This is a genomic window from Microbacterium sp. B19, assembly GCF_000333395.1.
Classification (GTDB): domain Bacteria; phylum Actinomycetota; class Actinomycetes; order Actinomycetales; family Microbacteriaceae; genus Microbacterium.
The window spans coordinates 17,089-28,372 of record NZ_BADA01000566.1 but is presented as its reverse complement, the minus strand read 5'-3'; the positions used below and the strand labels follow the sequence as shown (position 1 = coordinate 28,372).

Annotated in this window: 10 protein-coding genes, 1 tRNA gene and 1 pseudogene; 4 read left to right on the top strand and 8 right to left on the bottom strand. The window is 69.1% G+C overall.

What is annotated here, in order from left to right:
* Nucleotides 1–603 (top strand): annotated as a pseudogene (locus I5G_RS26095) (hypothetical protein); the annotation flags it as partial.
* A gap of 121 nt (nucleotides 604–724) precedes the next feature.
* Entirely contained in the window at nucleotides 725–1,228 is a 504-nt protein-coding gene (locus I5G_RS19500) for a DUF3145 domain-containing protein (RefSeq protein ID WP_022880560.1), read from the top strand.
* A 144-nt stretch (nucleotides 1,229–1,372) separates the two neighbouring features.
* On the opposite strand, the gene I5G_RS19495 is transcribed toward I5G_RS19500, so the two are convergent.
* The 6 genes from I5G_RS19495 to aceE all read right to left on the bottom strand — a co-directional run bounded on the left by I5G_RS19495 (nucleotide 1,373) and on the right by aceE (nucleotide 9,007).
* Nucleotides 1,373–2,611 carry a beta-ketoacyl synthase gene (locus I5G_RS19495; protein ID WP_022880559.1) on the bottom strand — a complete coding sequence of 413 codons (1,239 nt, stop codon included), beginning with the start codon at nucleotides 2,609–2,611 and terminating at the stop codon, nucleotides 1,373–1,375.
* A gap of 65 nt (nucleotides 2,612–2,676) precedes the next feature.
* The gene (locus tag I5G_RS19490) at nucleotides 2,677–2,925 is read right to left on the bottom strand and encodes an acyl carrier protein (RefSeq protein WP_022880558.1); all 249 of its coding nucleotides are present in this window, start codon (nucleotides 2,923–2,925) and stop codon (nucleotides 2,677–2,679) included.
* Between the two features lie 74 nt (nucleotides 2,926–2,999).
* Nucleotides 3,000–4,004, bottom strand: a complete 1,005-nt coding sequence (locus I5G_RS19485; protein WP_022880557.1) for a beta-ketoacyl-ACP synthase III — start codon at nucleotides 4,002–4,004, stop codon at nucleotides 3,000–3,002.
* Nucleotides 4,001–4,921 (bottom strand): ACP S-malonyltransferase, encoded by a 921-nt coding sequence (locus I5G_RS23750; protein ID WP_022880556.1) that lies wholly within the window; start codon nucleotides 4,919–4,921, stop codon nucleotides 4,001–4,003. Before I5G_RS23750 ends, I5G_RS19485 begins: the two co-directional genes overlap by 4 nt.
* An 82-nt stretch (nucleotides 4,922–5,003) precedes the next feature.
* Nucleotides 5,004–6,191 (bottom strand): CdaR family transcriptional regulator, encoded by a 1,188-nt coding sequence (locus I5G_RS23745; RefSeq protein ID WP_036329550.1) that lies wholly within the window; start codon nucleotides 6,189–6,191, stop codon nucleotides 5,004–5,006.
* Nucleotides 6,192–6,280: 89 nt separating this feature from the next.
* Entirely contained in the window at nucleotides 6,281–9,007 is a 2,727-nt protein-coding gene (gene aceE, locus I5G_RS19460; protein WP_022880554.1) for a pyruvate dehydrogenase (acetyl-transferring), homodimeric type, read from the bottom strand.
* 229 nt (nucleotides 9,008–9,236) lie between these two features.
* Here aceE and I5G_RS19455 point away from each other — a divergent pair, with 229 nt between their 5' ends.
* Both I5G_RS19455 and I5G_RS19450 read left to right on the top strand, forming a co-directional pair.
* Nucleotides 9,237–9,932: a DUF1345 domain-containing protein gene (locus I5G_RS19455; RefSeq protein WP_022880553.1), complete on the top strand. Its 696-nt coding sequence runs from the start codon at nucleotides 9,237–9,239 to the stop codon at nucleotides 9,930–9,932.
* A gap of 174 nt (nucleotides 9,933–10,106) precedes the next feature.
* Nucleotides 10,107–10,853, top strand: a complete 747-nt coding sequence (locus I5G_RS19450; RefSeq protein ID WP_148286553.1) for a hypothetical protein — start codon at nucleotides 10,107–10,109, stop codon at nucleotides 10,851–10,853.
* Nucleotides 10,854–10,863: 10 nt separating this feature from the next.
* On the opposite strand, the gene I5G_RS19445 is transcribed toward I5G_RS19450, so the two are convergent.
* A tRNA-Val gene (locus tag I5G_RS19445) sits at nucleotides 10,864–10,939 on the bottom strand.
* A 14-nt stretch (nucleotides 10,940–10,953) separates the two neighbouring features.
* Nucleotides 10,954–11,277 (bottom strand): hypothetical protein, encoded by a 324-nt coding sequence (locus tag I5G_RS19440; RefSeq protein WP_022880551.1) that lies wholly within the window; start codon nucleotides 11,275–11,277, stop codon nucleotides 10,954–10,956.
* Nucleotides 11,278–11,284 lie beyond the last annotated feature (7 nt).

The window sequence follows — 11,284 nt, the reverse complement described above, 5'->3', positions numbered from 1 at the left end:
GACCAGATCGGCGTCTGCGAGAACGACGCCTGCCTCAACGTCCTGCACGCCGACCTTCCCGCGCGCGACGCGATCGTGTCGCAGGACACGGGGGAGACGGTCTGCGCGGCTTACGACGGCGGAAACCTCACGGCGGCGCAGATCATCGACCGCGTGCAGCGCGCGTGTGGCATCTCGGCGAAGGTGCTGCTCGTGACGCTGCAGAAGGAGCAGAGTCTCGTGTCGGGGCGGATCGCCCGCGCTCCCTCGCCCGAGGCGCTCGGCGCCGCCATGGGTGCCCGCTGCCCCGACGACGCCGCGTGCGACCCCGGCCAGGCCGGCTTTCCGGCGCAGGTCGCCCAGGGGGCGACCGATCTCAAGGCGTACCGCGCGTCGGCGTTCATGCGTCAGCCCGGCACGCATTACATCGCCTACTCACCCGACCCGGCCTGCGGTGGCACAGACGTCGAGATCCGCAATCACGCCACCGCCGCGCTGTACAACTACACGCCGTACCAGCCGAACCCCGCGGCGATCGCCGCCCGGTGGGACAAGGGGGACGGCTGCTCCTCCTACGGCAACCGCAATTTCGCGCTCTACTGGAAGCTGTGGTTCGGCCCGTGACCGGCAGAATCACAGTGTTGTGATTTCGTTATGAAGCGGCGATAATGACCGAGACAACCGAACAGCCGCCACCGCTCTCGCGCAGGTCGTAGGGGAAGACGTACCTGACGAAGGAGAGACCATGGCGACCACGTCTTCGCGCGGAGTGATCCTCATCCACTCGGCGCCGCGCGCGTTGTGCCCCCACCTGGAGTGGGCGGCGGGACGCGCCCTCGGCCGTGCGGTCAACTTCGACTGGTCGGATCAGCCCGTGCTCGCGGGCAGCCGTCGCGCCGAGTTCTACTGGGAGGGGCCGGTCGGAACGGGTGCCGCGCTCGCCAGCGCCATCCGCGGCTGGGAGCACCTCCGCTTCGAGGTGAGCGAGGATCCCACGCCCCGTAGCGACGGCGGCCGCTGGATGCACACCCCGGGGCTCGGCATCCACTATGCCCAGACCGATTCGGCCGGCAACGTCGTCATCGGCGAGGACCGTGTGCGCTACGCGATGGACGTCGCGGCCGGGGACCCGTTCGAACTGCAGCGCGAGCTCGACGTCGCCCTGGGCTCCGCCTGGGACGAGGAGCTCGAGCCGTTCCGCCACGCCGGCGACAACCAGCACATCGTCTGGTTGCACAAGGTCGGCTGACAGATGTCGGGTGGGGGAGGCGCCACTACCGGAGGCCGGTGACCGCTTCCCGGTACCGGGACCGCGTATCTCCCTCCCGACAACGAACCGAACGCCCCCGTCATCCCGCCGCAGTCGGGGGATGCCGGGGGCGTTCGGCTGTGATCAGACGGAGGCGATCGCGACGACGGCGTTGTGGCCGCCGAAGCCGAACGAGTTGCTGATGGCCAGCTGGTCGCCCGAGCCGAGCTCGACCGGAGAGCCGGAGATGGCGAACGGCACCTCGGGGTCCTGCTCGGTGAGGTTGATGGTGGGCGGCGCGACGCGGTTCTTCAGCGCCAGCACCGTGAAGATCGCTTCGAGGGCGCCGGTGCCACCGAGGAGGTGACCCGTGGATGCCTTCGTCGCCGACACCGGGATCTCGTCGACGCGGTCGCCGAACACGGCGCGCAGCGCCTGGTACTCGTTCGGGTCGCCGACGGGGGTCGAGGTCGCGTGGGCGTTGATGTGGGTGACGTCGTCGGGCGATGCTCCCGCCATCTCCAGCGCCATGCGCACGGCGCGGGCAGCACCGCGGCCCTCGGGGTCGTTGGCGGTGATGTGGTACGAGTCGGCGGTGACGCCGCCGCCCACGATCGTGGCGTAGATCTTGGCCCCGCGAGCCTTCGCGTGCTCCTCGGTCTCGAGAATCAGCACGCCCGCGCCCTCGCCCATGACGAAGCCGTCGCGGTCGATGCTGCCGGGACGCGACGCGGTCTCGGGGGAGTCGTTGCGCTTGGAGAGCGCCTGCATGGAGGCGAACGACGCGATCGTGATCGGGTGGATCGCCGACTCGGTGCCACCGGCGATCACGACGTCGGCCAGGCCGTCGCGGATGTGCTGCACGGCGTTGACGATCGACTCGGTGCTCGACGCGCACGCCGACGCCACGGTGCGCGCGAACGCGCGGGCGTTGAAGTGCAGCGACAGGTTGCCGGCCGCGGCGTTGGGCATGAGCATCGGCACCGTCATCGGCATGACGCGACGCGGGCCCTTCTCGCGCAGGGTGTCCCAGGCATCCAGGAGCGTCCACACGCCGCCGATGCCGGTGGCGAAGTCGACACCGAGGCGATCGGGGTCGATGTCGGGGCTGCCCGCGTCTTCCCACGCCTCCTTCGCCGCCACCATCGCGAGCTGCGAGGAGGGGTCGAGGCGCTTGGCGACGGGACGCTCGAGCACCGTCTCGGGCCGCACGAGCGCTTCCGCGGCGAACGTGACGGGCAGCTGGTACTGCTCGACCCACTCGTGCTCGAGGGTGCGCGCGCCCGACGCACCGGACAGCAGGGCGTCCCAGCTCTCGGGTGCCGTGCCGCCGATGGGCGAGGTGGCACCGATACCGGTGACGACGATGCGGGATGTGCTCATGGTGTGATCCTTGGTGCGGCCGGAGGGGTCGTGACCGGTGGGGGCCGTGGCCCCCACCGGGAGGGTCAGGACTGGTTCGACGTGATGAACGTGACAGCGTCGCCGACGGTCTTGAGGTTCTTGACCTCGTCGTCGGGGATGGTGACGCCGAACTTCTCCTCGGCGTTGACGACGATCGTCATCATCGAGATCGAGTCGATGTCGAGGTCGTCCGTGAAGGACTTCTCCAGCGCGACCTCGTCGGCCGAGATGCCGGTCTCGTCGGTGATGAGCTCGGCCAGGCCGGCGAGAACCTCGTCGTTGGTGAATGCCATGATTTCTCCTGTTGTTGGGGGCGGCCCGGGGAGTCGTCCGGGCCCCGATCAGTCTAGGGTTCGACGCTCACGCGTCAGGGAAGCACGACGACCTGCGCGCCGAACACCAGACCGGCGCCGAAGCCGATCTGCAGCGCGAGGCCGCCGCTGAGCTCGGGGTGCTCCTCGAGCAGTCGGTGGGTGGCCAGCGGGATCGACGCCGCCGAGGTGTTCCCGGTGGTCTCGATGTCGCGGCCGATCACGACGGTCTCGGGCAGCCCCAGCTGCTTCGCGAACTCGTCGATGATGCGCATGTTCGCCTGGTGCGGCACGAACGCCGCCAGGTCGGAGGGCTGGATGCCGGCAGCCTCGATGGCCTGCCGGGCGACCTTGACCATCTCCCAGACGGCCCACCGGAACACGGTGGGTCCTTCCTGGCGGAGCGTGGGCCACGGGGCCACGCCGTCGCGGAACTCGGTCAGCGTGTGGTTCATGCCCACCGCGTCGGCCTTCGAGCCGTCGGAGCCCCAGATCGTGGGGCCGATGCCCGGGGTGTCGCTCGGGCCGACGACCACGGCACCCGCACCGTCGCCCAGCAGGAACGAGATGCTGCGGTCGGTCGGGTCGACGACGTCACTCAGCTTCTCGGCGCCCACGACGACGACGTGCGTCGCGAGACCGCCGCGGATGAGGGCGTCCGCCTGCGCGACGCCGTACGCGAAGCCCGCGCAGGCCGCGTTGACGTCGTACGCGGCGGCGGGGTTGGCGCCGATGCGGTCGGCGACGATCGCCGAGGCCGACGGCGTCTGCTTGGGGTTGCTGATCGTCGCGACGATCACGGCGTCGATGTCGCTCGGGGCGACACCGGACTTCTCGACGGCCTCGGCCGCAGCCGCGGCGGCGAGGTCGATGGCATCCGTCTCCTTGTTGGCGCGGACGCGCGTGACGATGCCGGTGCGCTGGCGAATCCACTCGTCGCTGGAGTCGATCGGACCGACGAGGTCGTCGTTGGGGACGAAGTTCTCGCCGCGGGCGGCGCCGTACGAGTAGATGCGGGTGTGGGCCGGGCCCTGGAGCTGACGGAGGACGGGGGTGCTCATGCCTGCTCTCCCTTCAGGAGTGCGACGGCCGCGTCGAGGTCGTCCGGGGTCTTGACTGCGACGGTCGGGGTGCCGCGCAGCGCGCGCTTGGCCAGGCCCGTGAGGGCACCGGCGGGCGCGAGTTCGATGATGCCGGTCACGCCGTGCTCGGCGAAGGACGCCATGTTCCGGTCCCAGCGCACGGGCGAGGCGACCTGCGAGACGACGAGGTCGACGGCGCGACGACCGTCTTCGACGACGGAACCGTCCGAGTTGGTCCACAGCGTGGTCTGCGGCGCGGAGACGGTGACGTCGGCCGCGGCGGCGCGGAGCGTCTCGACGGCGGGCTCCATGAAGCGCGTGTGGAAGGCACCGGCCACCTGGAGCGGGATCACGCGCGAGCCGCGCGGCGCCTCGGCCGCGAGTTCGGCGAGGGCCGACAGCTCACCCGCCGCGACGACCTGGCCGCCGCCGTTGTAGTTGGCGGGCGTCAGGCCGAGCTCGGCGAGTCGGTCGAGCACGGTCTGCTCGTCGCCGCCGACGACGGCGCTCATGCCGGTCTCGACCGTCGCGGCGGCCTCGGCCATCGCGCGGCCGCGGATCCCGACGAGACGCAGCGCGTCCGCCTCGGACAGGACACCGGATGCCGCCAGCGCGGCGAACTCGCCGACCGAGTGGCCGGCGACGCCGTCGGCGCCCTGACCGGCGCGGTCGCGCAGGACGCCCCACGACAGCAGGCTCGCGGCCACGATCAGCGGCTGCGCGACGCTCGTGTCGCGGATCCGGTCGGCATCCCATTCGGTGCCGGCGGCGAGGAGGTCGACGCCGGCGTGCTCGGAAGCCTCGGCCAGACGCTCACGCGTCCCGTCGATCTCGAGCCATGGCGAGAGGAACCCGGGGGTCTGGGAACCCTGCCCGGGGAAGACGGCGATGATCACCGTCCCATCCTGCCAAGGATCCGGCGGGCCGTTCTGGAGATATCGGCACAGAAAATCGGCGTGTCTTTGTGCGCGCCGTGCATCAGCGGGGGAGTGTGGTCCGCCGCACACCCGTTCCGCGTCGGCGCGTGGCATCCGTTCCGATCGATCCGAGGATCAGCGCAGTCTGCAAGATCAGCGCCTCGCGGGGGCCGGTGGCATCCCACCCGATCACCTCGGACACGCGCTTCAAGCGGTACCGCACGGTGTTGGGGTGGACGTACAGCTCTCGCGCGGTCGCCTCGAGAGAGCGGCCGTTGTCGAGGTAGCTCCACAGCGTCGCGACGAGATCGGCGCTGTGCGCGTGGAGCGGGCGGTACACGCGCTCCACGAGAGTCTGCTTGGCCACCGCGTCGCCGGCGAGGGCGCGCTCGGGGAGCAGGTCGTCGGCCTCGACGGGGCGCGGGGCGTGCCGCCAGGCCCGCGCGACGGCGAACCCGGCGAGGGCGGCGCGGGCGCTCTGCCCGGCGTCGACGAGGGCGGCGACCGCGGGGCCGAGGACGAGGTGCCCGGAACCGAAGCTCGGTTCGAGGCGCTTCGCGATCTCGGTGAACGGCAGCTCGGTGGTGTCCTCGCGGCCGCGGACCGGGAGATCCGCGCGACCCACGACGAGCACGAGCCGCGAGCCCTGCACGCCGATGAGCACGTCGACGCCGAGCTTGCGCGAGGTGCGGCGGACGTGGTCGACGTCGAGCTGCGGGGGAGTCGTGCCCACGAGCACCGCCACCTCGCCGTGGCCGTGCCACCCGAGGGCGGCGATACGGCTGGGGAGTTCGTCGTCGGCCTCACCGGTGAGGATCGAGTCCACGACGAGGGCTTCGAGCCGCGCGTCCCACAGGCCGCGGGCCTCGGCGGCGCGCGCGTAGACGTCGGCGGCGGCGAACGCGACCTCGCGCGAGTACGACAGCATGGCCTCGCGCACGCGCTCGCTACGACCGGCGACGCGCTCCTCCATCACCTCGACGGTGACGCGGACGAGCTGCAGAGTCTGGGTGAGGCTGACGCTCCGCAGCAGCTCACGCGGGGCTGCGGCGAAGATGTCGGCCGCGATCGCGGGGGTCGACGCGGGCTCCTCGAACCACTGCAGGAACGAGGTGATGCCCGCCTGTGCCACCAGCCCGACCGCGGAGCGGCGGGCAGGCGGCATCTCGGCGTACCAGGGCAGCGTCTCTTCGAGGCGCTGGATCGTCGCGGTCGCGAGGTCGCCCGAGATCCGGCGCAGCCACGCCAGGGTCTCGGCCTTCTCCTCCGCGACCCGGGAGGGGGCGGTGCTCCCGCTCCCTCCCGAGCCGTCGACGGCCGCGCGATCGGTCACGCGGATCAGGCCTCGCCGCCGGCGTTCCCGCTCGTGCCGGCGTTGACGTCGTACAGGCGGTACTTCTCGATGGCCTGGCCGACCACGGCGCGGTCGACCTTGCCCTCGTCCGCGAGACCCTGCAGGGTGCGGACGACGAGCGACGGGCCGTCGATCTTGAAGAAGCGACGGGCGGCGGCGCGGGTGTCGGAGAACCCGAACCCGTCGGCACCGAGCGTCAGGTAGCGCTGCGGCACCCACTGGCGGATCTGGTCCTGGACGGCGTGCATCCAGTCGCTGACCGCGACCACCGGGCCCTCGGCATCCCGAAGCTTCTCCGTGAGGTAGGCCGTGCGGGGCTCCTCATCGGGGTGCAGGTAGTTGTGCTCGTCGGCGGCGAGGCCGTCGCGGCGGAGCTCCGTCCACGAGGTCACCGACCACACGTCGGCGACGACGCCCCAGTCGTCCTTGAGGAGACGCTGGGCCTCGTACGCCCACGGCACACCGACGCCCGACGCGAGGAGCTGGGCACGCGGACCCTCGCCCTCGCCGACCGAGACGCGGTGGATGCCGCGGACGATGCCGTCCACGTCGACGCCCTCGGGCTCGGCCGGCTGCACCAGCGGCTCGTTGTAGACCGTGATGTAGTACATGACGTTCGGGTCGGGGTGCTGGCCGCCGTACATGCGCTCGATGCCCGAGCGGACGATGTGCGCGATCTCGTACCCGTAGGCGGGGTCGTACGACACCGTGGCGGGGTTCGTGGATGCCAGCAGCTGCGAGTGTCCGTCGGCGTGCTGCAGGCCCTCACCCGTCAGGGTGGTCCGACCGGCGGTCGCGCCGATGATGAAGCCGCGCGCCATCTGGTCGCCCGCCGCCCACTGGGCGTCGCCCGTGCGCTGGAAGCCGAACATCGAGTAGAAGACGTAGACCGGGATCAGCGGCTCGCCGTGCGTGGCGTACGACGTACCCGCCGCGGTGAACGCCGCGAGGGCGCCCGCCTCGTTGATGCCGACGTGGATGATCTGGCCCTCGGGGCTCTCCTTGTAGGCCAGGAGCAGCTCGCGGTCGACCGACGTGTAGTGCTGACCCTTGGGGTTGTAGATCTTCGCCGTCGGGAAGTAGGCATCCATACCGAACGTGCGGGCCTCGTCGGGGATGATCGGCACGATGCGGTGACCGAAGCCCTTGACCCGGAGCAGGTCCTTGAGCAGGCGGACGAACGCCATCGTCGTGGCGACCTCCTGCGTGCCCGAGCCCTTCTTCGGCAGCGCGTACGCCTGGTCGCCCGGGAGCTCGAGGCCCACGTGCGTGGTGCGGCGCTCCGGCAGGAAGCCGCCCAGCGCGCGACGACGCTCGAGCATGTACTTGATCGTCTCGTCGTTCTCGCCGGGGTTGTAGTACGGCGGCTGGTACGGGTTCTCTTCGAGCTGCGCGTCGGACACGGGGATGTCCATCGCGTCGCGGAAGGCCTTGAGGTCGTCCAGCGTCAGCTTCTTCATCTGGTGCGTGGCGTTGCGACCCTCGAAGTGGGGGCCGAGGCCGTAGCCCTTGATCGTCTTGGCGAGGATGACGGTCGGCTGACCCTTGTGCTCCTTGGCCGCCTTGAACGCCGCGAAGACCTTGCGGTAGTCGTGGCCACCGCGCTTGAGGCCCCAGATCTGCTCGTCGGTGTAGTCCTTGACGAGCTCGAGCGCGCGCGGGTCGCGACCGAAGAAGTGCTCACGGACGTACGCGCCGTTCTCGGCCTTGTACGTCTGGTAGTCGCCGTCGGGCGTCGAGTTCATGAGGTTGAGCAGCGCACCCTCGGTGTCGCGGGCGAGCAGGTCGTCCCACTCGCGGCCCCAGACGACCTTGATGACGTTCCAGCCGGCACCGCGGAAGAAGCTCTCGAGCTCCTGGATGATCTTGCCGTTACCGCGGACCGGACCGTCGAGACGCTGCAGGTTGCAGTTGACGATGAACGTGAGGTTGTCGAGACCCTCGTTCGCGGCGACCTGGAGCTGGCCGCGGCTCTCGACCTCGTCCATCTCGCCGTCGCCGAGGTACGCCCAGACGTGCGAGTCGCCGACGTCCTTGATGCCGCGGTTGCTGAGGTACTTGTTCGACATCGCCTGGTAGATGGCGTTGATCGGACCGAGACCCATCGACACCGTCGGGAACTGCCAGAACTCCGGCATGAGACGGGGGTGCGGGTACGACGGGATGCCATTGGGCGCGGCGGACTTCTCCTGGCGGAAGCCGTCGAGCTGCGCCTCGGTCAGGCGACCCTCGAGGAAGGCGCGGGCGTAGGTGCCGGGGGAGGCGTGGCCCTGGATGAAGATCTGGTCGCCGCCGGACGGGTCGTCGAGGCCGCGGAAGAAGTGGTTGAAGCCGACCTCGTACAGAGCGGCCGACGACGCGTAGGTCGAGATGTGGCCGCCGACGCCGATGCCGGGACGCTGCGCACGGTGGACGGTGACCGCCGCATTCCAGCGGATCCACTTGCGGTAGCGACGCTCGAGCTCCTCGTCACCGGGGAACTCCGGCTCGTTCGACTGAGCGATCGTGTTGATGTAGTCGGTGGTCGGCACCATCGGAACGCCGAGGTGCAGATCCTTGGAGCCCTTGAGCAGGCTCAGCATGATCTCGCGCCCGCGGCCGGGGCCCTTCGCCTGGACCAGCTGGCGCAGGGATTCCTGCCATTCAGCGGTCTCTTCCGGGTCGCTGTCCTGCGGCCCCTGCGAATACGGATCCTGATCGTGAACAGTCACGGAAGACCTTTCGTCGTCTGGCAGGTCATGCCAGAGAATCGCCATACTCGTGCGGCAACCCTTGTCTGCTCCGCACAATTCACCGTCGTCCAGCCTAGTCAGTCGCGACCCCCACGGATGCGCATCGGGAGCCGGAGGGGAATGGATGCCTCGGCGGCGAGGCATCCCTCGTTCTCCGCGTCCGCGCGGGGCTCCCGGCACCGGGCGGGGTGCGGTCTAGCCTGAGCGCGTGACGTCCGAAGAATCCGCGGGATTCCGCACCCGGCCCGAGCACCGCTGGCCGGTCCTGATCTTCCTGGCCCTGGGAACAGTGCTCTACGCGGTGCTGCCGAGCGACATCTCCGGCGAGCTGCGCTACGTCGTGGTGGGAGCGAGCCTGCTGTGCACGATCGCGATGGTCATCACGCATCCGACCCGTTTCGACCGGGATTCGCGCGTGGGGCGTGCCTTCGCCCTCGCATTCGTGTCGATCCTGCTCCTGGCGAACCAGGTCGCGTTCGTCCTGCTCGTCCGGCAGCTGCTCGACGGACAGGGCAACGGCGCCGTGACGCTGCTCGGGGCCGCGCAGGTGTGGGCGATCAACGTCATCGGCTACGGCGCCGTCTATTGGGAGATGGACCGCGGGGGACCCGTCGCCCGCCGTCGCGACCCCCGGGACCAGCTGCAGCCGGCCGACTTCCAGTTCCCGCAGGATTCGGACGGGGATGCCGTGAGCGAGGTGAAACGGCGATCATCCAGCACCACGGACTGGGCACCCGGCTACATCGATTACCTGTACTTCTCGGCATCCAATGCGATGGCGTTCAGCCCCACCGACGTGATGCCGCTGAGCGTCCGCGCGAAGTTGTTCATGATGGTGCAGGCGATCACGGGTTTCGTGCTGCTGGCACTGGTGATCGCGCGGAGCGTGAACATTCTGAACTGAGGCGGTCGCGCCGGCGGAACGGCAAACTGGACGCTGGGCTCTCTTGCGCCAGCAGTGGCGCTACCACTCATGTGAGTTTGGACCTATTCTGGCATCGCGCGGGCAGGGGGCCGCGGTCGCGACAAGAACGGGGGAGAAATGCTCAGGAATTTCCTATATCTGGACGAACCTCAGTTGAATCAGTACGTCAGCCAGATCGAGGACGGGCTACGGCGGAGTGCAAGTAGGTCCGTTTCTGCCGAGAAGGGCGCGAACGCCGAGCTAACGGCCAAAGTCCTTAAGTTTGGCTTGTCGGGCCGCCAAGTCGATCAAGAATCCCAGGAATACGCCGACGACGGTCCGGCGAGGTTTGAGCGGCTGCTTGCGCTAGTGGAGGGCGACGAAGAACAGTTTGGCTGGCACGACGTGCAGGAAAACCCCGATGCACTCTCTGGCCTTCGCCCGGGACACCTGCTCGCCTTCGCTGGAGAACTCTACGAAGCGGATGCGTCGAAGATCAGCAATCCCGGCGGCATCCTCAGCATGCTCCCGCTGGCTCGCGCAATCGGAAAACTTCCCGGCCAGAAGGCGCCTGCTGAATTTGAGGCGGCACTGGGTGGCGGAACTCTCGAGGCGATTGAGAGCTTCGGCGCGGCTATGGAGGGGCGCTCAATCATTCAAGGCGACATTCTCGATACCGATTATCGGTTCGTCAGCTTGCTTCCGGCTGCCGCACCGCAGGAAGGCGACGCCTACATCGTCGGGAAGGTATCAAAAATTTGGAAAGCAGGAGAGTGGCGGATGCTCCCCGGTCTTCCTATCATCTCTCAGCTCACACGAGAGCAACGTCGGGAGGCTGAGCGGAAGGGACCCGGCGACAATACAATGATGTGGATGGAGGGCCCTGCCGTACAGCTGGAGCTTCTCGCAATCTACCGCTGAGATACCTCCATGGTGGGCCCTGCCGGGATCGAACCGACGACATCCACGGTGTAAACGTGGCGCTCTACCAGCTGAGCTAAAGGCCCTGGATGCCTCGAGTCTACCGAGGTCGGCGGCCCGAACCATCGCGTAGCTCCAGGTACCAGGACGGCAGAAGCGCGCGCGGGAGCCAGAACATGGCAACCAGTGCGACGGCGAGAAAGACCACGGCCACGGCACAGAGCGAGAAGAACAGCGGCCGCAGTGACGACACCGCCACCGCCCCGGCCCCCACGGTGAACGCGATCCCCATGTAGAGCCAGGCGAATCCCATCGTGCTGCCGTAGCCCCGGCGGACGGCGATCCACCCTTTCCACCGGCCCGTATATGCAAGCACGCCCATGATCAGGAGGGCCGGGCCGAACAGTGCGGCGAAGATGTTCACGGCATCC

Bases quoted from the DNA above. Each gene is read 5' to 3' on its own strand.
- I5G_RS19500 (WP_022880560.1), top strand. From the start codon at position 725: ATGGCGACCACGTCTTCGCGCGGAGTGATCCTCATCCACTCGGCGCCG.
- I5G_RS19495 (WP_022880559.1), bottom strand. From the start codon at position 2,611: ATGAGCACATCCCGCATCGTCGTCACCGGTATCGGTGCCACCTCGCCC.
- I5G_RS19490 (WP_022880558.1), bottom strand. From the start codon at position 2,925: ATGGCATTCACCAACGACGAGGTTCTCGCCGGCCTGGCCGAGCTCATC.
- I5G_RS19485 (WP_022880557.1), bottom strand. From the start codon at position 4,004: ATGAGCACCCCCGTCCTCCGTCAGCTCCAGGGCCCGGCCCACACCCGC.